General features: G+C 66.7%; 16 protein-coding genes and 1 pseudogene. 7 read left to right on the top strand and 10 right to left on the bottom strand.

What is annotated here, in order from left to right:
- Positions 1-95 precede the first annotated feature (95 nt).
- Genes EBL85_RS05965 through EBL85_RS05955 form a run of 3 tightly spaced genes read left to right on the top strand, consistent with a single transcriptional unit; the run spans position 96 to position 4517 of the window.
- Positions 96-1010, top strand: coding sequence for a sirohydrochlorin chelatase (locus EBL85_RS05965; RefSeq protein ID WP_123142412.1), 915 nt, complete (start codon positions 96-98; stop codon positions 1008-1010).
- Entirely contained in the window at positions 997-2439 is a 1443-nt protein-coding gene (locus EBL85_RS05960; protein ID WP_123142411.1) for an FMN-binding protein, read from the top strand. The genes EBL85_RS05965 and EBL85_RS05960 overlap by 14 nt, the downstream gene beginning before the upstream one ends.
- Positions 2440-2498: 59 nt before the next feature.
- The gene (locus EBL85_RS05955; RefSeq protein WP_123142427.1) at positions 2499-4517 is read left to right on the top strand and encodes a TonB-dependent hemoglobin/transferrin/lactoferrin family receptor; all 2019 of its coding nucleotides are present in this window, start codon (positions 2499-2501) and stop codon (positions 4515-4517) included.
- Positions 4518-4560: 43 nt separating this feature from the next.
- Here EBL85_RS05955 and katG read toward each other — a convergent pair whose 3' ends face one another.
- The 8 genes from katG to EBL85_RS05915 all read right to left on the bottom strand — a co-directional run bounded on the left by katG (position 4561) and on the right by EBL85_RS05915 (position 14847).
- Positions 4561-6735: a catalase/peroxidase HPI gene (gene katG, locus EBL85_RS05950; protein WP_123142410.1), complete on the bottom strand. Its 2175-nt coding sequence runs from the start codon at positions 6733-6735 to the stop codon at positions 4561-4563.
- A 283-nt stretch (positions 6736-7018) separates the two neighbouring features.
- Positions 7019-7792 carry an enoyl-CoA hydratase-related protein gene (locus EBL85_RS05945; protein WP_123142409.1) on the bottom strand — a complete coding sequence of 258 codons (774 nt, stop codon included), beginning with the start codon at positions 7790-7792 and terminating at the stop codon, positions 7019-7021.
- A 14-nt stretch (positions 7793-7806) separates the two neighbouring features.
- On the bottom strand, positions 7807-8934 hold the full coding sequence (locus EBL85_RS05940; protein WP_123142408.1) for an acyl-CoA dehydrogenase: 1128 nt from the start codon (positions 8932-8934) through the stop codon (positions 7807-7809).
- Positions 8935-8947: 13 nt separating this feature from the next.
- A complete protein-coding gene (locus EBL85_RS05935) occupies positions 8948-10135 on the bottom strand; it encodes an acetyl-CoA C-acyltransferase (protein WP_190288046.1) in 1188 nt (395 codons plus the stop codon).
- Positions 10136-10145: 10 nt separating this feature from the next.
- The gene (locus EBL85_RS05930) at positions 10146-10907 is read right to left on the bottom strand and encodes an SDR family NAD(P)-dependent oxidoreductase (RefSeq protein WP_123142407.1); all 762 of its coding nucleotides are present in this window, start codon (positions 10905-10907) and stop codon (positions 10146-10148) included.
- A gap of 19 nt (positions 10908-10926) precedes the next feature.
- Positions 10927-12633: an AMP-binding protein gene (locus EBL85_RS05925; protein ID WP_123142406.1), complete on the bottom strand. Its 1707-nt coding sequence runs from the start codon at positions 12631-12633 to the stop codon at positions 10927-10929.
- A 239-nt stretch (positions 12634-12872) separates the two neighbouring features.
- A complete protein-coding gene (locus EBL85_RS05920; protein WP_200189395.1) occupies positions 12873-13865 on the bottom strand; it encodes an AraC family transcriptional regulator in 993 nt (330 codons plus the stop codon).
- A gap of 373 nt (positions 13866-14238) precedes the next feature.
- Positions 14239-14847 carry a hypothetical protein gene (locus EBL85_RS05915; RefSeq protein ID WP_123140948.1) on the bottom strand — a complete coding sequence of 203 codons (609 nt, stop codon included), beginning with the start codon at positions 14845-14847 and terminating at the stop codon, positions 14239-14241.
- 467 nt (positions 14848-15314) lie between these two features.
- On the opposite strand from EBL85_RS05915, the gene nifE reads away from it, so the two are divergent.
- From nifE to EBL85_RS05900, 3 genes are all read left to right on the top strand, one after another.
- Positions 15315-16670, top strand: coding sequence for a nitrogenase iron-molybdenum cofactor biosynthesis protein NifE (gene nifE / locus EBL85_RS05910; protein WP_165913509.1), 1356 nt, complete (start codon positions 15315-15317; stop codon positions 16668-16670).
- On the top strand, positions 16658-17989 hold the full coding sequence (gene nifN / locus EBL85_RS05905) for a nitrogenase iron-molybdenum cofactor biosynthesis protein NifN (protein ID WP_123142404.1): 1332 nt from the start codon (positions 16658-16660) through the stop codon (positions 17987-17989). Before nifE ends, nifN begins: the two co-directional genes overlap by 13 nt.
- A gap of 350 nt (positions 17990-18339) precedes the next feature.
- Positions 18340-19164 carry a formylglycine-generating enzyme family protein gene (locus EBL85_RS05900; protein WP_223806072.1) on the top strand — a complete coding sequence of 275 codons (825 nt, stop codon included), beginning with the start codon at positions 18340-18342 and terminating at the stop codon, positions 19162-19164.
- 122 nt (positions 19165-19286) lie between these two features.
- Here EBL85_RS05900 and EBL85_RS05895 read toward each other — a convergent pair whose 3' ends face one another.
- A complete protein-coding gene (locus EBL85_RS05895) occupies positions 19287-20543 on the bottom strand; it encodes a transposase (protein WP_123142402.1) in 1257 nt (418 codons plus the stop codon).
- Positions 20544-20643: 100 nt separating this feature from the next.
- On the opposite strand from EBL85_RS05895, the pseudogene EBL85_RS05890 reads away from it, so the two are divergent.
- Positions 20644-20943, top strand: a pseudogene (locus EBL85_RS05890) (transposase); the annotation flags it as partial.
- A gap of 63 nt (positions 20944-21006) precedes the next feature.
- Here EBL85_RS05890 and EBL85_RS05885 read toward each other — a convergent pair.
- A complete protein-coding gene (locus EBL85_RS05885; protein WP_123142425.1) occupies positions 21007-22458 on the bottom strand; it encodes an AAA family ATPase in 1452 nt (483 codons plus the stop codon).
- Between the last annotated feature and the right edge of the window lie 114 nt (positions 22459-22572).

Raw genomic sequence — 22572 nt, 5'->3', positions numbered from 1 at the left:
ATGATTCTCGAAGCCAATATCATCCCTGGCCGGAATCATCGTCCCCGAGAATCGTGTACAGGGGACTCGCGCGATTGAGGAGTCGATCCACCGCCATGAACAGACGATTGCTGAAACGGGCCCTCGCCGTCCTGGTGCTGTTGCCGCTGCTGCTGGGCGGCTGCGGCGAACCGGTCCCCGAGGAGGGGCAGGGGGCCAAGGTCGGGGTGCTGCTGGTCAACCACGGCTCGCACTCGAAGAACTGGCGCGACATGCTGGTCGATGTCGAGGAATCGGTGCGCGATCGCATCATGGCCGATGGCCGGATCGCCGAGGTGCGTACCGCCTTCATGGAGTACAACGAACCCTCGATCGGCACCCAGATGCGCGCCTTCGACGAGGCCGGGTTCGACGAGGTGATCGTGGTGCCGCTGTTTCTCACCGTCAGCTCGCACTCGCTCGACGACATCCCCACCATCCTCGGCATGAAGGCCGACCCCAAGGTCATGGCCAAGCTCGCCGAGGAGGAGATCGAACTCTATCGTCCCCGGGCGCGTGTCACCCTGACCCCGATGCTCGACTTCTCCTCGCTGCTGAAGAAGAACCTGCTGCGCCGCACCCAGGCGCTCGCCGGCGAGACCGAGGACACCGGCGTGGTGCTGGTCGCCTATGGTGACGCGCGCTACAACCAGCAGTGGGAGGCACTGGTCGGCGACATCGGGCGTTATCTCAAGCTCAAGGCGGGCATCGACACCATCGCCTATGCCTGGTGCGGACACCTGGTCGACTACTCGCCCGAGCCGACCCTGCGCGCCATCGAGCAGGTGCTGGAGCTGGAGGACCGGGCGGCGGTGCTGCCGGTGCTGGTCGCCGTCGACCCCGCCTTCCAGGACGACATCATCGGCGAGGCGGTGGCGCAGAGTCCGGAGGGCAGCCGGGTGCGCTATGCTGGTGATGCCATCCTGCCCGACGCCGGTCTCAACGACTGGGTGGTCGAGATCGTGAGGCAGACCCTTGATGGTGGCGCTTGAGCGGCTCGGCCGCCGTCGGGTCGCCGCGACCCTGCTGCTCGTCGTGCTCGTCGCCGTGCTGTGGGCGCGCGCCGAGCCGGTCGAGACCGGTCCGGCCTTCCGCATCGACCCCGTCGATCCGGCACACGCGCAGCCGCGGCTGATCGGCCGGACGGACGAGGCGGCGAGCACGGGGTTCGGGCTGATGAGCGGCGCGGTCCCCACCCGGGGACACGGCTATGCGCTGCTCGGTGCCGCCGAGTCGGCGCCGAGCGGCTTCGGCCTGCTCGGCGGCGATGATCCGGCACGCGTTGCTCCGGGCGAGGCCGCCGCCGCGTTGGCCGCGCGCGCCGAGGCCGGCGACCCGGACGGCTATCGCGCGCTGGCGCAGGCCACCGAGGGGCTGCCGCTCGCCGAGCGGCGCGATCGCGCCGGACGCTATCGCGGGGTCTATCTCGACAACCTCGGGCTCGACAGCCGGGTGCGCGGCTTCGCCGGGCCGCTGCACATCGGCGTCTATCTCGATGCCGAGGGCGGGGTGCGCGAGCTGGTGCTGCTCGAGTCGCGCGAGACCCCGAGCTATCTGCACCGGGTCGAGCGCGCCGGGTTCTACGATCGCGCCCGCGCGGTCGAGATCGCCCCGGGGTTGCAACGGATCGACGCGGTGAGCGGCGCGACCCTGACCTCGCAGGCGCTGGCGCGCGCCCTCGACGAGCTGATCGACAGCGCCGCGCCGGCACTCGACGAGCATCTCGACCGTCCGGCCCGGGGCTTCGCGCTGGAGGCGCCGCTCTCCGATCGCTGGGTCTGGCAGCTGGCGCTGCTCCTGGTGCTGTTCGCGCTCGTCTGGCAGCGGCGCTGGCGGCTGGAGCGGACCGAGCGAACCCTGCTCGGGTTGATCAGCCTGGTGACGCTCGGCTTCCTGTTCAACCTCGGCTTCACCTATCTCAACCTGCTCCATCCGCTGCTCGGTGTCTCGGTCTCGGCGCTGGTCGGTGGCTATGCCGTGCTGGTGCTGCTCGGCGCGATCTGGGACGACAACACCTATTGTCGCCACCTCTGTCCCTTCGGTCAGGCACAACGGCTGGTGGCGCGTCTCGACCGGCGCTCGCGCTGGCGTCGCTGGCCGCTCGGCGCTCGCACGATGTACTGGCTGCGGCTGGTGCTGGCGGCGGTGCTGATCGGCGGGGTGGTGCTCGGTGTCGAGCGCTGGAGCGGGTTCGAGCTGTTCCCCGACCTGTTCGCGCTCGATGTCGCGTCACTGTGGTTCCTGCTCGCGCTCTTTCTGGTGCTGCGGGTCGCGGCCTGGGTGCCGATGCTGTGGTGTCGGCTGCTCTGTCCGACCGGCGCGGTGCTCGATCTGGTCGCGCGCGCGGTGCGCCCGTCGCGCCGTGGCGCCGGGGTGCGGGTTGCCGCGCCCGTGCCGCAGACGCTGTCCGTGACTTCCTGATTCATCCCGACGCCAGCCTTACGCCAGCGATGTCGGCCCTGTCTTCGAGGTGATCCATGATGTCCCAATCCGCATCGCTCCCGCGGTTGGTCGGTTGCTGCGCGCTGGTCGCGCTCGCCCAGCCGCTGGCCGCCGAGCCCCGCCTGCCGACCATCTCGGTGGTGGCCACCGGCACCGAGCGCGCCGTCGACACCCTGCCCGAGTCGGTCAGCGTGGTCGAGCGCGATCAGCTCGAGCGCGACCAGCCGAGCACCGTCGGCGAGGTGCTCGAGACCCTGCCCAACGTCGCCCTCGGCGGCGGACCGCGCCCGGCCGGGCAACAGCTGACCATCCGCGGCATCGGCGACAGCCGGCTGCTCTATCTGATCGACGGGGTACGGCAGAACTTCTCGCGCTCGCACAGCGCGCGGATCTTCGTCGAGCCCGAGCTGCTCGAGCGCGTCGAGGTGCTGCGTGGCCCGGCCTCGGCGCTCTGGGGCAGCGGCGCGATCGGCGGGGTGGTGGCGTTGCAGACCCGGGAGGCGGCCGATCTGCTGCGCCCGGGGCAGCGCATCGGCGGACTGGTCAAGACCGGCTATCAGGACGTCAACGACGAGTGGCTGGGGGCGGCGGCGGTCTATGGCGCGCCGACCGACGGGCTCGACTACCTGCTCAATCTCTCCTACCGCGAGGCCGGTGACGTCGCCCTCGGCAACGGCGAGGATCTCGATCACTCCGGCTACGAACGGCTCTCCGGGCTCGGCAAGCTCAACTGGACCCCGGACGGGGTCAACCACTTCGGGCTCTCGCTGATGGGCGGCGAGCTCTCCGGCGAGGTGCCGTCGAACGCCCAGATCGCCGCCACCGCCGAGGATCTGCTCGATCGCGACATCCAGCAGACCAATCTGGCGCTGCGCTATCGTCACGCCTCGCCGGATCAGCCCTGGTTCAACCCGTCGCTGACCCTCTATCGCAACCTCACCGACATCGACGAGACCCGGCTGCACGACGGTCGCGAGGACGAGACCGAGATCGAGACCCTGGGGGTCGACCTGCGCAACCAGATGCGCCTCTCCGGCGAGGGCGCCTTGGCGCAGCTGGTGAGCTACGGCCTCGAGTGGCATCGCGACAGCGTCGAGGCCCGCCGCGACGGCGCACCGCGCAGCAGCTACCCGGACGGCGAGGGCGAGGTGCTCGGGCTCTTTCTCCAGGACGAGATCATGATCGGCGAGCGCTGGACCCTGATCCCCGGGGTGCGCTGGGACCGCTACACCCGCGAGAGCGACGATGCGACGCTGGAGGATCACGACGACAGCGCCTTCTCGGCCAAGCTCGGGGTGGATGTCGCCGTCACCGACTGGCTGTCGCTGCAGGCGAGCTACAACGAGGCCTTCCGTGCCCCCGGCGTCTCCGAGCTCTATGTCTCCGGAACCCATTTCAGCTGTGGTCGCGGCTGCCAGAACCTATTCGTGCCCAACCCCGATCTCGAACCCGAGAAGGCGCACAACAAGGAGATCGGCATTCGGCTACATCGCGACGACCTGTTCGCACCGGGTGATCATGCCCGCTTCCAGGCGCGCGCCTTCCGCAACGACGTCGACGACTTCATCGACCAGATCGTGCAGTTCGTCTTCTATCCGGTACCGGGCAACCCGCAGCGCGGTGGGGTGACGAGCTTCCGCAACGTCGATTCGGCCAAGCTCGAGGGCTTCGAGCTGGAGGCCGGGTACGACGCCGGGCGCTGGTTCGCCAACGCCTTCTTCGCCCGCACCCGGGGCGAGGACAAGACCAGTGGCGAGCCGCTCTCGAGCGTGCAGCCCGACACCTGGCAGCTCGAGGCCGGGTTGCGACTGCCCGAGCAGCGGGTCGAGCTGGGCTGGCGCGCGCGCTTCGTCGCCGAGCAGGACCGGGTGCCGGTCGACGGCACGCCCGCCGACGCCTATCAGCTCCACGACCTGTGGCTGACCTGGCGCCCGCACCGCGATCTCACCCTCGATCTCGGCATCGACAACCTGTTCGACGAGGATTATCTGCCCTATCTCTCCGCGCTCGAGGGACCGGGCCGCAACCTCAAGGCGACCCTGAGCTATCGCTTCTGAGATCACGCGCGACCCCGCGCCGCGGCGACGGCGCGGGGGCGTGTCAGACCAGATCGAAACGATCGGCGTTCATCACCTTGGTCCAGGCGGCGACGAAGTCGTGGACGAACTTCTCGCGGTTGTCGTCCTGGGCGTAGACCTCGGCATAGGCGCGCAGGATGGCGTTGGAGCCGAACACCAGGTCGACCCGGGTCGCAGTCCAGCGCAGCTCGCCGCTGGCGCGCTCACGGATCTCGTAGCGGTTCTCGCCCGCCGACTCCCAGCGATAGGCCATGTCGGTGAGATTGACGAAGAAGTCGTTGCTCAACACCCCGACGCGATCGGTGAACACCCCGTGGCGGGTGCCGCCGTGGTTGGTGCCGAGCACCCGCATGCCGCCGATCAGCACCGTCATCTCGGGGGCGGTGAGGCCCATCAGCTGGGTGCGGTCGAGCAGCAGCTCCTCGGGGCTGACGGTGTCGTCCTGCTTGAGCCAGTTGCGGTAGCCGTCGTGGACGGGTTCGAGTGGCGCGAAGGAGTCGGCGTCGGTCATCTCCGCGCTGGCGTCGCCGCGACCGCGGGCGAAGGGCACGTGGATCTCGAACCCGGCGGCGCGCGCCGCCTGCTCGACCCCGACGTTGCCGGCGAGCACGATGGTGTCGGCGAGGCTCGCGCCGGACGCCTTGGCGATGCCCTCGAGCACCCCGAGCACCCGGCCCAGGCGCTCGGGCTCGTTACCCGGCCAGTCCTTCTGCGGCGCGAGCCGGATGCGCGCGCCATTGGCGCCGCCGCGCAGGTCGGAGCCGCGGAAGGTGCGGGCGCTGTCCCAGGCGGTGGCAACCAGCTCGCCGATCCCGAGGCCGCTCTCGGCGATCCGCGCCTTGACCTCCTCGACGTCGTAGTCGGTCGGGCCGGCGGGGATCGGGTCCTGCCAGATCAGGTCCTCGGCGGGGACGTCGGGGCCGATATAGCGCGCCTTGGGACCCATGTCACGATGGGTGAGCTTGAACCAGGCGCGGGCGAAGACCTCGGAGAAGTACGCCGGGTCCTGGTGGAAGCGCTCGGCGATCTTGCGGTAGGCCGGGTCCATCTTCATCGCCATGTCGGCGTCGGTCATGATCGGGGTGCGTCGGATCGACGGGTCCTCGACGTCGACCGGACGGTCGGCCTCGGCGATCTCGACCGGCTGCCACTGCCAGGCCCCGGCCGGGCTCTTCGCCAGCGCCCACTCGTGACCCAGCAGCATGGCGAAGTAGCCCTCGTCCCAGCGCGTCGGGTGGGTCGTCCAGGCGCCCTCGATGCCGCTGGTGACCGCGTCGCGACCGATCCCCCGGGTGGTCTTGTTGATCCAGCCGAGCCCCTGGTCCTCGGGCGCGGCGGCCTCGGGCTCGGGGCCGAGCAGGGCGGCATCACCGTTGCCGTGACACTTGCCGACGGTGTGACCGCCGGCGGTGAGGGCGACGGTCTCCTCGTCGTCCATCGCCATGCGGGCGAAGGTCTCGCGCACGTCGCGCGCGGTGCGCAGCGGGTCGGGGTTGCCGTCGACCCCCTCGGGGTTGACGTAGATCAGCCCCATCATCACCGCCGCCAGCGGGTTCTCCAGGTCGCGTTCGCCGGAGTAGCGGCTCTCGGGGTTGTCCGTGGGGGCCAGCCAGTCCTTCTCCGAGCCCCAGTAGATGTCCTGCTCGGGGTGCCAGATGTCCTCGCGCCCGAAGGCGAAGCCGAAGGTCTTGAGCCCCATCGACTCATAGGCGATGGTGCCGGCGAGCACGATCAGGTCGGCCCAGCTCACGCGGTTGCCGTACTTCTTCTTGATCGGCCACAGCAGGCGGCGCGCCTTGTCGAGGTTGACGTTGTCCGGCCAGCTGTTGAGCGGGGCGAAGCGCTGGTTGCCGGTGCCGGCGCCGCCGCGCCCGTCGGCGATGCGATAGCTGCCGGCGGCGTGCCAGGCCATGCGGATCATCAGCCCGCCATAGTGTCCCCAGTCGGCGGGCCACCACGCCTGGCTGTCGGTCATCAGCGCGTGCAGGTCGCGCTTGAGGCCCTCGACGTCGAGCTGTTCGAGCGCCTTGCGATAGTCGAAGTCCGCGCCCATCGGATCGCTCTTGCGGTCGTGCTGGTGGAGGATGTCGAGATTGAGCGCCTTCGGCCACCAGTCCATGTTGGTGGCGCCTACGGTGGTGTTCGCGCCGTGCATCACCGGACACGTGCCGGTCCCCTGGGTCGTTTGCTGGTTCATCGCGGCTCTCCGTTCGTGGATGCGTCGATTGGAATGCACCGCCGTCGCGGCTGTGCGGTATGGCATCAGCGTAGGAGGCGGGGCGATCGGGCGCTAATCGTTTGGCCGCATGCGATTCATCGGCAATAGCGATCAGGTTGGTCTTTATGATTTGTGTTGATGCGCGAATCGTGCGGACCGCTCGGGCGCGGACCGGCCAGGGGCGAGGCGAACGCGCGGCAGTGGCGGGAGGGGGCGGGGCCACGGCCCGCCGCGCGGCGGGTCGTGGGTGGGGACGGAGGGCTCAGCGGTCCTCGAAGCGCGCCTCGCGCTTGGCGATGAAGGCGGCCATGCCCTCGCGCCGGTCGTGGGTGGCGAAGGCGGCGTGAAACACCCGCCGCTCGAAGCGCACGCCCTCGGTGAGCCCGACCTCGAAGGCGCGATTGACGCTCTCCTTGAGCATCATGCTGATCGGGATCGACTTGGCGGCGATCAGCCGCGCGGTGTCGAGCGCCTCGTCGAGCAGCCGGGCGGCGGGTACGACGCGCGCGACCAGACCGTAGCGCTCGGCCTCGGCGGCGTCGATCAGCCGTCCGGTGAGACACATCTCCATCGCCCTGGACTTGCCCACGGCGCGGGTCAGGCGCTGGGTGCCGCCCATCCCCGGCAGCACCCCCAGGTTGGTCTCCGGCAGGCCGAACCGCGCGCCCTCGCCGGCGAGGATGATGTCGCACATCAGCGCCAGCTCGAAGCCGCCGCCGAGGGCGAAGCCGTTGACCGCGGCGATGATCGGCTTGCGCCGGGCGGCGATGCGGTCGCTGTCGCCGCAGAGGTCGTCGACATAGGTCTGGGGATAGCCGAGATCGGCGATCTCCTTGACGTCGGCGCCGGCGGCGAAGGCCCGCTCCGAGCCGGTGATGACGATACAGCCGATCCGCGGGTTGGCCTCCAGGTCGTCGAGCGCGTGGTTGAGTTCGCGGATCAGCCGGGCGTCGAGTGCGTTGAGCGCCTCCGGGCGCTCGAGGGTGATCAGACCGACGCGGTCGTGGATCTGCAGCTGGATGGGACGGTCGCTCATGGGGCGGCTCCTGCTCAGAGATTGCGCGAGATCACCAGACGCTGGATGTCGCTGGTGCCCTCGTAGATCTGACAGACACGGACGTCGCGATAGATGCGCTCGATCGGGAAGTCGCTCAGATAGCCGTAGCCGCCGAGCGTCTGCAGCGCCGAGGAGCAGACCCGCTCGGCCATCTCCGAGGCGAACAGCTTGGCCATCGAGGCCTCCACCAGCGCCGGTTGATCGGCATCGCGCAGGGCCGCGGCGTGGTGCACCATCTGGCGGGCGACGGCGATCTGGGTGGCCATGTCGGCGAGCCGGAAGGCCACCGCCTGGTGCTCGATGATCGGCTTGCCGAAGCTCTCGCGCTCGCGGGCGTAGTCGCGCGCGGCCTCGAAGGCGGCGCGCGCCATGCCGACGGACTGCGCGGCGATGCCGATGCGCCCGCCCTCGAGGTTGGCCAGGGCGATGCGGTAGCCCTCGCCCTCGGCGCCGAGCCGATTCTCGACCGGGACCCGCACCCCCTCGAGCAGGAGCTGACAGGTGTCCGAGGCGCGCTGGCCGAGCTTGTCCTCGACCCGGCTGACGCTGTAGCCGGGGGTGTCGGTGGGCACGATGAAGGCGCTGATGCCGCGCTTGCCGGCCGCCGCGTCGGTGACGGCGAAGACGATCACCACCCCGGCGGTGCGCCCCGAGGTGATGAACTGCTTGCAGCCGTCGAGCACGTAGTGATCGCCCTCGCGACGCGCCCGGGTCTTGAGCTGGCGCGCGTCGGAGCCGGCCTGGGGCTCGCTCAGGGCGAAGGCGCCGAGCAGCTCGCCGCTGGCCATGGGGGTGAGGAAGCGGTCTTTCTGGGCAGCGTCGCCGAAGCGCAGGATCGGCATGCAGCTCACCGAGTTGTGCACGCTCATGATGGTCGAGCAGGCGCCGTCGCCGGCGGCGATCTCCTCGAGCGCCATGGCATAGGCGAGATAGCCGGTGTCGCTGCCGCCCCACTGCTCGGGCACCAGCATGCCGAGGAAGCCGAGTTCCCCCATCTCGGCGATGGCCGCCTCGGGGAAGCGGTGCTCGCGGTCCCACTCGGCGGCGAAGGGGGCGAGACGCCTCTGCGCGAACTGACGCGCGGCCTCGCCGAGCAGGCGTTGTTCTTCGTTGGGCAGCATGGGCCGGATCCTCCTACAGACACTCGATGGCCATCGCGGTGGCCTCGCCGCCGCCGATGCACAGACTCGCCACGCCGCGCCTCAGACCGCGCTGGCGCAGTGCCGCGAGCAGGGTGACCAGGATGCGCGCGCCCGAGGCGCCGATCGGGTGACCGAGGGCGCAGGCGCCGCCGTGGACGTTGACCTTGTCGTGGGGGATGGCGAGTTTCTGCATCGCCACCAGGGTGACCACCGCGAAGGCCTCGTTGATCTCGAACAGGTCGACCGTGTCGAGCGACCAGCCGGTCTTGTGCATCAGCCGCTCGATCGCGCCGATCGGCGCCTCCGGGAAGCGCGCCGGGGCGTCGGCGAAGGCGGCGTGGCCGTGGATCACCGCCAGCGGCGCCAGCCCGCGGCGCTCGGCCTCGGCGCGGCGCATCAGGATCAGCGCGGCGGCGCCGTCGGAGATCGAGCTCGAATTGGCGGCGGTGACGGTGCCGCCTTCGCGAAACGCCGGTCGCAGCCCGGGGATCTTGTCGAGCCGGGCGCGCGGCGGTTGCTCGTCGTCGACGATCAGCCGCTGTTCCTTGCCGATGCGCACCTGCAGCGGGGTGATCTCGTCGCCGAAGCGCCCGTCGTCGATCGCCCGCTGGGCGCGGGTCAGCGACTCGATGGCAAAGGCATCCTGGGTCTCGCGGTCGAGCCCGTTGGCCGCGGCGCAGTCCTCGGCGAAGGTGCCCATCAGCCGGCCCTTGTCGTAGGCGTCTTCCAAGCCGTCGAGGAACATGTGGTCGAGCACCCGGCCATGCCCCATGCGATAGCCGCCGCGGGCGCGATCGAGCAGATAGGGGGCGTTGGACATGCTCTCCATGCCCCCGGCGACCACCACCTCGGCGCTGCCGGCGAGCAGCATGTCGTGGCCGTGGATGGCCGCCGCCATGCCCGAGCCGCACATCTTGTTGATGGTGGTGCAGCGTGTCGAGTGATCCAGCCCGGCGCCGAGCGCGGCCTGACGCGCCGGTGCCTGGCCCAGCCCGGCGGGCAGCACGCAGCCGAACAGCACCTCGTCGATACTGTCGGCGCTGATGCCGGCGCGCTCGACGGCGGCGCCGATCGCGGCGCTGCCGAGCTGCGGGGCGGTGAGCCCGCCGAGCACGCCCTGGAAGCCGCCCATCGGGGTGCGGGCGGCGCTGACGATGACGATCGGGTCCTGGTCCATCATGACGACTCCTTTATCTGGCGGCCATGCGCAAGGCACCGTCGAGACGGATCACCTCGCCGTTGAGCATGGGGTTGGTGACGATCGTGCGGACCAGCGCGGCGTACTCGGCCGGGCGCCCGAGCCGGGGCGGGAAGGGCACGCCGGCGGCGAGCGAGGCGCGCACCTCCTCGCTCATCCCGGCCATCATCGGGGTCTCGAAGATGCCCGGGGCGATGGTCATCACGCGGATGCCGAAGCGCGCCAGCTCGCGCGCCGCCGGCAGGGTGAGGCTGGCGACGGCGCCCTTGGAGGCGGCATAGGCGGCCTGGCCGATCTGGCCGTCGGCGGCGGCGATCGAGCCGGTGTTGACGATCACCCCGCGCTCGCCGTCGGCGTCGGGCGCGTTCTCGGCGATCAGCGGCGCGGCCAGGCGCATCAGGTTGAAGCTGCCGATGAGGTTGATGTCGATCACCCGACGGAACCCGTCCAGGGCGTGCGGGCCCCGGCGACCGAGGATCTTCTCGCCGTGCGCGACCCCGGCGCAGTTGATCAGCCCGTGCAGGGCGCCGTGGGCGGCGAGGGTGTCCTGGAGCGCGGCCTCGACCGCGGCCTCGTCACGGATGTCGGCGCGGCTGGCGCGACAGCCGAGTTGCTCGGCCCGCTCGGCCAGCGCCGCGGCGTCGATGTCGAGCAGCATCACCCGCGCGCCGGCGCCGATCAGCATCTCGGCGGTGGCCGCGCCCAGCCCGGAGGCCCCGCCGCTGACGAGAAAGACCTTGTCTTCGATCTGCATCCTGCTCTCCTTCTTTCCTTCAGGCCGAGGCGGCGTGCGCCTCGGCGGATTGCTCGGTGGTCGCCTCGCGCATCTTGGCGATCTCTTGGTTGCGCAGGATGAAGCGCTGCAGCTTGCCGCTGGAGGTCTTGGGCAGCTCGGCGACGAATTCGATCTCGCGCGGATAGGCGTGCGCGGCCAGGCGCTCGCGCACGTGTTGGCGCAGCTCATCGGCCAACGCAGTGGCTTGGGCCTCGACCTCTGCCGGGCTCAGCTCGGGCGCCGGTTCATGGTCCGGGCCGAGCACCACGAAGGCCTTGACCACCTCGGTGCGCTCCGGGTCGGGTTTGCCGACCACCGCCGCCTCGACCACCGCCGGATGCTCGATCAGCGCGCTCTCGATGTCGAAGGGCCCGACGCGATAGCCCGAGGTGGTGATGACGTCGTCGCTGCGCCCGACGAAGCTGATGCTGCCGTCCGGGTTGAGTTCCACGGTGTCGCCGCTGAGGTAGTAGTCGCCGATGAAGGCGTTGGTCGGCGCGTTGAGATAGCCGCCGAACCAGAACAGCGGCGACTGGCTGCGATCGAGCGCGAGGATGCCCGGCTGGCCCGGCGGCAGCTCGCGTTGTTGTTCGTCGAGCACGACGATGCGATGTCCCGGCGAGGCGAACCCGGCCGAGCCGAGATGCACCGGATGGCGCAGCGCGTGGTGGTTGCACAGCACCATGCCGAGTTCGGTCTGGCCGTAGTGGTCGTGGATGACCACATCGAGCTGGCGCGCGAACCAGCGGATCACCTCCGGGTTCAGCGGCTCGCCGGCGCTGCTGACCACGCGCAGCCGACCGCGCGCCGCCGCGGCGAAGGTCTCGCCCCCGGCGATCAGCAGCCGATAGGCGGTGGGGGAGCCGGCGAGGTTGGTGATGCCGTACTTCTCGATCACCCGGCTGGTGCTCTCGACCGTGAAGGGGCCCTCGTAGAAGGTCGTCGCGTGCCCCAGCGACAGCGGGCCGGTGACGCCGAAGTAGACGCCATAGGCCCAGCCCGGATCGGCGATGTTCCAGAAGGCGTCGTCGGGGCGCAGGTCCACCGCGTCGCGCATATAGCCCTGGAAGGCGACGATCGCCTTCAGCGGCACGTGCAGCGCCTTGGCCGGTCCGGTGGTGCCGGAGGTGAACATCAGCAGGAAGGGGGCCTCGCCGTCGAGCATCACCGGTGCGCAGTCGCTCGAGTGCTGTTCGAGCACGGTCCAGAAGTCGTGATCCCGTCCATTCGTTGGGGTGTCGATGGTGACGACCTGGGGCGAGGCCTCGATACCGTCGAGCTTGGCGCGGTTGTGGCCGTCGGTGATCACCACCCTGGCCCCCGAGGTGGTCAACCGGTAGTCGATCGCCTTGGGCCCGAAGGCGGTAAAGAGCGGCTGGTAGACGGCGCCGAGACGCCAGGTGGCGAGCACGGTGATCAGCAGCTCGACCCGGCGCGGCAGCAGCCCGGCGACGGTGTCGCCCTGGCCGACGCCCTGCGCGCGCAGGAAGTTGGCCAGCCGTGCGGCGCGGTCCCTGAGCTCGGCGAAGGTATGGGTCGCGCTGCGGCCGTCCTCGCCCTCCCAGAACAGGGCGATGTCGTCGGAGTCGGCATGTCGGTCGCAGCACTCGATACAGGCATTGAGCGCCCTGAGGCTGCCCGAGAGCGCCGCCTCGGCGGCCCCTCGATGATCGAACTGCGTGATCGCTGCTTGGTAGTCGCGCATCGCCGGTGTCCCCCGCGTCCTTTTGGTGATTGGGATCGATCCGCATGGAGCATGCGGTCATGCCGTCGTGATACTGGCGTGGCGCGGGTTGGCGGACAATGGTCGAAGGACTCAAGTTGTCTGAGCGATTTGAACAAAGGGGGTGGAGTTGTCGATTATTCGAATATGCTGATGGGCTGGGGCGCGCTCGGGTCGATGGGCGGGCGTCGGGCGCGCTGGGTGCGGGCTGGTGGCCGGGATCAGTCCGTGGCGTCGAGGATCAGGCTGCGATAGTGCCCCGGGTTCGAGCCACACCACTTGCGGAAGGCCTTGTAGAAGGAGCTGACATCGGCAAAGCCCAGCCGCTCGGCGATCTCGGCGAAGCCGAGCTGCGGCTCGGCCAGCCAGCCGATGGCCAGCTCCTTGCGCACGCCGTCCTTGAGCCCCTGATAGGTCTGTCCCTCCTCGGCGAGACGCCGCCGCAGGGTCGAGGTCGACATGTGCAGCCGCTGCGCCAGGACCTCGGCCCGCGGCCACTGCTCGGCGGGCAGCTGGCGCAGATCGTTGCGGATCCGGCTCGCCAGGCTCTGCGGGTCGCGGTACTTGACCAGGATGTTGGCCGGGGCCTGGGCGAGGAAGTGCGCGAGTTCGGCCTCGCTGCGCCTGACCGGCAGGTCCAGACAGTCGGCCGAGACGATCATCCGCGTGCGCGGCTGGTCGAAACGCAGGTTCTCCGAGAACATCACCCGGTAGTCGTCGCAGAACGCCGGCGCCGGGCAGCGCAGATCGATCGCCAGGATCGGGATCCGTCGCCCCGACAGCCAGCAGGCCGCGCCGTGCACGATCATCCAATAGGTGAAATAGGTGAAGGCCCGGCGGGGAGGGGCGTCCCCCTCGTGCAGCACGATCTCCGCCAACCCCTGCTGGCGCACCAGCCGCGCCGACATCGCATCGAGCATCAGCGACAGGAAGGCCAGCGCCGAGGCCAGCGCCGCCTCGAGCGTCTCCTGCGCCATCGACGAGCGACAGAGGAAGGCCAGGCTGCCGCACTTCAACCGACGCGGGTTCATGGCGAAGAACTCGTCGTCGAGACGACGCGCGAGCAGCCGCCACAGCCGGCCATAGGCGGCGGCCGAGACGCGGGCGTCGTTGCACGTCCAGCGCGCGGGATCGATACCGGCCGCGGCCAGCAGCGCATCGGTGGGCGCGCCCGGTTCGCAGCACTGTTGCAGCGCCTCGCGAACCAGCTGCATGGAGATCGTGTCCTTCTCGGGGGGCTTGCGTAACGGCATGCGCTGACCGGGTGTCCTGACTCGGGCCGACCCCGATGGTACAACATGGCCGAGGTGGTGCCGTAGGGTGGGGGCTTCGCGGTAACTCGATAACTGGGTGTCCCTTTGCTCCCTGGCAACATGGCCGAGGTGGTGCCGTAGGGTGGGGGCTTCGCGATAACTCGGTAACTGGGTGTCCCTTTCCCCCCTTCCGCTTTTCCCCCGCTTTTCTCGATCGGTAACTGGGTGTCCTTTTCTTTCTCCTCTTTTCTTTCTCTGATCCCTCGTCGGCATGGCCAAGCCGGACGCATGAGCGCGTCCCGCCTCGATGCCGAGGCGGGACGTGTCCGTCCCCTCAGAGTGATCCGATGCTGATGTTGAAATGATTGGCGCAGGGCGTCTGTGGGCTGAAGAGCACCGCCACCGGCAGCAGCGATCCCTTGGCCGAGCAGGTCTGGAGCGTGGCGCCGCTCAGCGAGACGTGAGCGCCCTGCATTTGCGGTCCACCCATCCACCAGTTGTTGGTTGTGGTGAAACTGCCCTGGGCGATGAGGATGTCCTTGCAGGTGATCTGCTTGTCGCCGATCTGCATCTCCAGTGTGCCCTCGACGGCGAAGTTCAGCTCGTCGGGGAAGTTGCCCTTGCTGTCACACGCCAGGGTCTGCCCCGGTCCCGCGTTCACCGCGTCCTTGAACCATTGCGCCACCGCCTTCGTCTTGTGGCGTCCCGCCTTGACCACGATCCGCGCCTCTTCCCCGTCCTTGCTCACCCCGGAGGTGACGCCGCTGTAGGGCTGACCTTTGCTCACCGAGTGACCGGTCTCGGTGAACTCGAAGCTCTTCACCCCGGTGATGGCGAAGAAGACCTCGTTGTCGTGCTCGGTGGTCGCCTGCAGCGGCGCCGAGAGCATCAGCGCCAGGGCGCCGGGTGTGGAGAGTCGTCGCAACATGCGGGTCGGTTTCATCGGTGTCTTCCATCCATTGAATGTCATCTGTGGTGGGGAGAACGGCCGCTCCAGGTCGTCTGCTCGAACCCGGGGGGTTACGAGCCGGACGGCCTGCCGGTCGATGTGCGTGTGACGAGGAGAAATGAAACCGTGCGGCGACACCATTCGTCGCCCGGTGAACGGGCAGAGATCGGCTAGGTGTGCGGGGGGCTGTCTCGATCGGACCGGGGCGGGATCCCTGCGCCGGTCCCCAAGGGCCATCGATATCGTGCAGGAGCTGAAAATGGCATTGATCGTGCAAGCAGACTCACGTGCGGGGCCGTTCAATGCCGTCACTGGGGAAATTGATGATCGATTGTCGCTTTTCTCTCATCGAAGAATGTCCCTTTTCTCACAACTTTCTCGAACCGATGGATGAAGAAGCGGGGGAAGCGCCGTCAGGGCCATTCTGCCGATCCGGAACCCTCTGAATGGAAGGCCTGCTCGTGTCGTCAAAACCGAAGATCAAAGAGTTGCTCGTCGAGAGCGCCTGCGAACACAACAAGGGCCACAAGAAAGGACCTTGCAACACGCCCACGCCCGGGGCCACCACCGGCGGTTGCGCCCTCGACGGCGCGCAGATCGCCCTGTTTCCCTTCGCCGATGCCGCCCACCTGATCCATGGTCCCATGTCCTGCGTCGGCGGGGCCTGGGAGACGCGTCTGACGCCGACGAGCTGGCCCGGTCGCGACCTGACCCAGACCGGCTTCGCCACCGACATCAACACCAACGATGTCGTCTTCAGCGGCGAGAAGAAGCTGGCCGAGGCGATCGACCATGTCATCACGCACTATGCGCCCGAGGCCGTCTTCGTCTACTCGACCTGTGTCACCGCGCTGACCGGGGACGACATCGACGCCGTCTGCAGGCAGGGCAGCGAGAGACACGGCACGCCCTGCGTGCCGGTGCATGCCCCCGGCTTCGTCGGTGCCAAGAATCTGGGCAGCCGCATCGCCGGGGAGGCGGTGCTGCGCCACCTGATCGGGACCAAGGAGCCGGAGGACACCACCCCCTTCGACATCAACCTGATCGGCGAGCACAACAACACCGGCGAGCTGTGGCGTTACCGTCATCTGCTCGAAGAGCTCGGCATCCGCGTGCGCTCGACCTTCAGCGGCGACGGTCGCATCGCCAGCATCCGCACCGCCCATCGCGCCAAGCTCAATGTGATCGTCTGCGCCAAGTCGCTGATCTCCATGACCCGCAAGATGGAGGAACAATATGGGATTCCCTGGATCTCCTGCTCCTTCTACGGCATGACCGATACCTCGAACAGCATCCTGGCCATCGCCGAGGCGCTGGGCGATGCCGACCTGATCGCCCGCACCCGCGCGCTGATCGCCCGCGAGGAGGCGCGACTGGAGGAGAAGCTGATCCCCTACCGGGCGGTCTTCGCCGGCAAGAAGGCGGTGCTCAACACCGGCGGCAACAAGTCCTGGTCGATCGCCTCGGCGTTGCAGGATCTGGGCATCGAGGTGGTGGCGACCTCGGTGCGCAAGTCGACCGAGGCGGACAAGGCCAAGGCGCGTCAATACCTCGGCGAGGACGCCATCCTGATGACCAGCCCGGCGAGTCAGCAGGCGCAGGTGATCGACGACACCGGGGCCCATCTGCTCCTGGCCGGCGGTCGCTCGCTCTATACCGCGATCAAGAAGCGGATCGCCTTCACCGACGTCAATCAGGAGAAGAAGAAGAGCTACGGCGGTTACGACGGGCTCCTGGTCCTCGCCGAGGACCTCAAGAACTCACTGCAGAATCCGGTCTTCGAACTGGTCGACAGGAAGGCACCATGGCAGAAGTAAGACGCAAGATGGGCAAGCCGTTGCAGGTCAACCCGCATAAACTCTCGCAGCCGATGGGCGCGACCCTGGCGTTCCTCGGCGTCGACCGCTGCATGCCGCTGATGCACGGCGCGCAGGGCTGCGCGAGCTTCACCAAGGTGATGTTCACCCGTCATTTCTGCGAGCCCATCGCCCTGCAGACGACCGCCGTGACCGATGTGACGGCGGTGCTGGATGGCGGCGACTACAGCATCACCGAGTCGATCAAGAACATCGGCGACAAGGTCTCCCCGGCGTTGATCGGCGTGCATACCACCGGGCTGACCGAGACCAAGGGGGACGATCTTCGGGGCGTCGCCAGCAAGATCGAGGCCCCCCTGGTCTATGTGAATACCCCCGACTACCAGGGCGGGCTGGAGAGCGGCTGGACGCTGACCGTCCAGGCGCTGATCGAGCAGCTCACCGAGCCGTGCGAGCGCACCGACGCGCGCAAGGTCGTCCTGGTCCCCCACGTCAGCATGCAGCCGATCGAGGTGGAGAAGCTGCGGGAGTTCATCGAGGCATTCGGCTTCGAGGTCGTCGCCGTGCCCGATCTGTCCTCTTCCCTCGACAATCACCTGGGGGAGAAGCAGGCGTCGCTGAGCGGTGGCGGGGTGACGGTCGCCGAACTCGAGGGGCTGGCGGACGCGGGTGCGGTCGTCACCGTCGGGGCCTCGGTCAAGCCCGTCGGCGCGACCCTGCAGAAGAAGAATCCGGCCATCCGGCATCGACACTTCGACCATGTGAGCGGTCTGGTCGGGACCGACGAGCTGGTCGCCTGGCTGCTCGAGACGAGCGCTCGGGACACCCCTCCGGCGGTGGTGGAGCGCTGGCGCAAGCGCCTTCAGGACGCCATGCTCGACAGCCATTTCGCCATCGGACAGACCCGCTTCCTGCTGGTCGCCGAGCCCGATCACCTGGCGGCCATGGCCGCCTCCTTGCGCGAGGTGGGCGGTAAGGTCGCCCTGGCGATCGCCACGGTCGACTCACCGGTCCTCGGCGCCATCGAGGCCGATCGGGTGATCGTCGGAGACCTCGAGGATGCCGAGCAGCTGCGCGACGATTACGACATCATCATCGGCAACTTCCACACCGAGGCCCTGGCGCATCGCGTGGGGAAGCGCGCGGTGATGCGCGGCTTCCCCAACTATGAGGAGATCGGCAGCGCGCTGAAGAATGACGTGCTCTACGAGGGCGGCGCCTACTTCCTCTTCGACATCGCCAATGCCGCCGAGCGGATGCGCGAGTCGGAGGTTCACCACGCGCGTGAACGGATTAAGCAGCAGGGGGCCGCCGCCTGACGCGCGATCCCGTCACCAAGCGCGCGGTTCATCCGATGGGGCGCGGGCCTCGATCGGGTGAGCCGCGCGGTGAGATTCGCTGCTGGCGCCGTGATCCGCTGATCGCGGCGCCAGATCGAGCGGGGCAGGGCAGCGCCCGATTGCGAAACCTCAGCGTAAGCCCGCCCGAGAAGCGCCGATAATCCCGATAAGAATCGTTGCTCCGCGAAGCGGTCGCTGCTCGCCCCATGGTCGAGCGCGCCAGCAGGCAGATCGCGCTTGAAGTCGTACCCGCTTGGGTTCGCTTGCCCGATCCGCATCGGCCCCCTCACCAACCTCGTACCCGCGCAGTCTCACCCATGACCCCCAGGATGCCCCCGTCTGTCCTCCCGCTCGGCACGCTGCTCGTCGGCCTGTTGCTCACCGGCGCGAGCCTCGCCGCGCCGCCGGCCACCGACACCAACGCGCTGGGTATGACCTTCCGCCTGATCCCGGCCGGCAGCTTCCAGATGGGCTGCGACACGACCCGCCAGCGCTGCGACAAGGGCGAGCAGCCCGTGCACCGCGTCACCATTGCCCAACCCTTCTATCTGGCCGAGACCGAGGTCACCCAGCGGCAATGGCAGGCGGTGATGGGCGAGAACCCGTCCCACTTCAAGGACCCGGACAACCCGGTCGAGCAGATCTCCTGGGAGGACGCCCAGGCCTTCGTGCGCGCGCTCAACCAGCGCCCGGATCTGGGCGGGGGCTATCGTCTGCCGAGCGAGGCCGAGTGGGAATACGCCACCCGTGCCGGTACCCAGACCGACTACTGGTTCGGCGACGGCGAGGACGAACGAGCGCTGAACCGCCACGTCTGGTATCTCTTCTCCTCGCGCGAGCAGCCCCATCCGGTGGCCAGCAAGCCGGCCAACCCCTGGGGACTCTACGAGGTGCACGGAAACGTCTGGGAGTGGGTCGCCGACTGCGCCCACCCAGACTATGTCGGCGCCCCGAGCGACGGCAGCGCCTGGACCCAGGACTGTCAGCGCATGCGCGACGGCACGTCGATGCGCATCGCGCGCGGCGGGGCCTGGTATCTCTATCCCAACGGCGCCCGCTCCGCCTTCCGCTTCCGCTACGGCCCGGACATCCGCCACTATGGCTTCGGACTGCGTCTGGCGCGCTCGGTCGAGACCGAGACGGTGGAGCGATAGCCGAACGCCATCGGGATCGAAACCTGGCCGTCGTCGTTGGATTGGTGTCGAAGGGGCGCCCCCGGACGCGCGCGGTTGCCGGTCGTTCAGGCCGATGCTCCCGCGGGCGAGGACGAGCGCCCTCAAGCAGCCGTCAGGGATGGTGCGCTGTTGCCGGCGAAGAGCGCCCGAGCACGTCGGACCCCACGCAGATAGCGACATTCGCGCCGTGCCGCGAGCGCCGTCAGCCGCTCCGGCGCGCCGATCGCAGCGCCGAAGCCCTTGAGCAGGAAACCGGCGTGCTCGACGAAGCGCTCGGGGGCGATGCCGAGCCGGGTGAGGATCTCGGGCAGATCTGCCGGGATCGACCCGCGCTTGCGTGGATGCAGGGCGCGACCGAGCGAGTCGACGAGGGTCAGATAGTCGTCGAAGGTGAAGGGGATCGACGCGGGGACCTCGGCGGGGTTGCCGAAGGGCAGTAGTGGGGCAGGGGGCAGGCGATTGAGGACAGTCTCCCAAAGGTGAGCGCTGCGGGCGTCTGGATTCGGTGAGGCGTTGTCTGCGGTCTCAGGCGATGTGGATATGTGACTGGCTGGAGAGGCGCCGTCAGCCTCGGGGGGCGTGATCGTCTTTAGCTGGGGAATCGGTCGTTGCAAGTCGGGATGGACGTCTGGTGGTGGTTGCTGCTGCTCAGCAGCTGAGCCGTGCGCTATGTCGAGCTGCTGTCCGGTCATCGTGCCCTCGTCGCCCGCACGCAAGGCGGCGATCCGCGCCGCGATCCCGGTATGCGCACTCTCCTCCGGCGTCTCCGCGATCCCGGCCCGAATCGGGTTGAGATCGACATAGGCCATCACCGCCAACAGCGCCGTCTCGTCGAGGATCGCCTGCGAACGGAAGCGTCCCTCCCAGAACCGTCCCCGAACCCCATCCTCCCGATTCGCCGCCCGCGCGATCGACTCGTTCAACACCCGCATGAACCACGACAGATCCGCCAACCGCGCCCGGTAGGTCGCAACCAGCCCCGCGACCCCATCCAGCTCCGCCTCAGTCATCCCCGCCCGCGTCGTCGGCGACAGAAACCGTTCCACCACCATAGGCCCTCGGAACAGACACCGCCAGCGCCGCAACACCTCGGTATCCGACCACCCCGCCGCTCGATCCGCATCCACCCGCACCACCAGATGCACGTGATTGCTCATCACCGCATAGGCCGCCACATCGATCGCGAACACCCCCGCGAGCTGGCGCAACCGCAACTCCACCCAGCCGCGACGATGCTCGAAGCTCCGTCCGGTCAACCGATCGAAGCCGCAGAGATACGCCCGGCGAACACACCGCGTGACGACGTGATACCAGGGCGTATCGGACAAGGAGACGAGCGCGGCGCGGGGACGGGTCATGGGGCATCTCCGCTGGGGGTGTTGGGAGAAGCGTAGGAGAGCGCCTTGGGAGCGTCAACGGTAAGTGGGTGTCCCTTAACGATATGATACCAACGCCGAGACCTTTGCCCGCGCCGTGCGCGATCACTGGGGCATTGAGAACACCCTGCACTGGTCGCTCGATGTCACCTTCGGCGAGGACGCCTCGCGGGTACGTGACCCCGGAGGACGCGAGAACCTAGCCCGGTTACGCCGCTTGGCACTGACGCGTCTGAAGCAGGACAGCGCCAGGCTCAGCATCAAAGGCAAGCGCCAGAAGGCCGGCTGGGATGCGCGTTACCTGTTCAAGCTCATCTTCGAAGCACCGGACAAGCCAGAGAAATCAACGCCTTCCAGAGAAAAGAATATTAGTAAAGGGTGATGCAATAGCCCTGCCCCCCCCCTCCCCCCCCCCCCCGGCTATCCGATTAGGTTTCGACTCACTTTATTGCCCTAGTAATATTGAAGTTGCGTCTTGGCCAATAAGGCTCGGCAGATCAAATTCTCCGTCAGGAAGATTTGATATATCAAGAGAGCCGATAGCTTGACCAACAACAACCTCCCACGGTTTACCGTTTCCGCAAATAGCACAGATTAACTGCCTAATTGATTTAATCTTAGTGTTTACTAGGCGATCAGGAGAGTCTATTAGCTCTCGAATCTTTTTGTTATCTCTGTGCTTTTCATTTTCCTCCAGCCAAGAGTTGGCTGTAACCTTGAACTCTTCCCAAGTCTTGCCTAATACAGAAAGGCATTGGTTTGAAAGCAATAAATTCTCAATTGCGTAGCATTGCAGTCTATATCTAATCACAGACCGAATATCATTCAATTGTCCCGATACCCCATCACCATCACGAAGGGAGAATGCTTTTGGTTCGTCGTAAAGGCTTTCAATTAGGTCTGCAGTGAATTTTTCTAGTTCTTCTTGTTGATTCACTGAGCTAGCAATGACTGGAAATAATTTTATCCTACCCTGTGAACTTCGAGATGCTTGTTGCCATACCCTTTCATCATCTTCTCCCTCCAAAATGAGCATGACATCTTGACTCAAGCTTAATGAAAGGGGGTGACCAAAGAAAGGGGCGATTTTTTTTAATTGATTACTTATCTCAACGAATGAAACTTCATTAACGTTGAAGTTCTTGGTGCCAATTGATGTGTGTTCTGACTGAGAGAGTGAGCATACGAGAGGTGTGCTATGTGTTGCAAGAATAACAGCCACTTTTTCTCTTGCGGTGACATCTAACCCTTTAACTAAATTTATTAAAAATTTTGCCAACCTTGCTTGGAGGTCTGGGTGCAAATGAACATCAGGTTCATCTAGTAAGAGTAGATTGAGTTTGTCTTCTTTAAGATTGTCGAAAAAATACATCATCTCAACCGCTAAAGAGATTGATTCAGACTCTCCGCTACTGATTTGGTCTGGCTGAACCTCTTCGCCTTCGATATTTCTAAATACAAAATTTGAACCCTCTTGACAAATTGTCAGATTTGAAAGGAGTCTGTTAATTGAATCTAATCTTTCTGTGCGAAAGTTCTTGGTTTGATCAAGTCTTATTTCAGGGTTGTCCTGCAACTTTCTTAAATATGCAGTTTCAACCTCCCGAAGTAGATATGCAGAAGCGGCCTTAAAGTTGGCCGCTTGATTCTTTCTTCTGACACTACCAAGCCAATCAGGACTATTTTCCATGCTGGTAATAACGTTCCCATCGCGTTTGAACACACCAGCACGCTCGGGACTTATATACCTCGCAATATATTTGTCGCTCCCTACAACTCCTCGGTCAATTGCTCGAAGAAATCTACTTTTTCCAGCGCCATTTCTACCGAGCAGGATGTTTATATTCTGCAGACCTTTAGCTTCTACTTCGCCAATTACTAAAATATCTCGAATCATTATCAACTCTAAATTTTAATGGAAATCTAACAGTTAAATGGGCTGACGTCCGCACATGCAGTGCTAGACTGACAGCCGCCTAGTACAATACTGTCCCGACCACAATGCGCAGAC

Origin of the sequence: Marichromatium sp. AB32 (assembly GCF_003718675.1) — a bacterium.
Classification (GTDB): Bacteria; Pseudomonadota; Gammaproteobacteria; order Chromatiales; family Chromatiaceae; genus Marichromatium; species Marichromatium gracile.
This window is presented reverse-complemented; position numbering and strand designations above follow the sequence as displayed.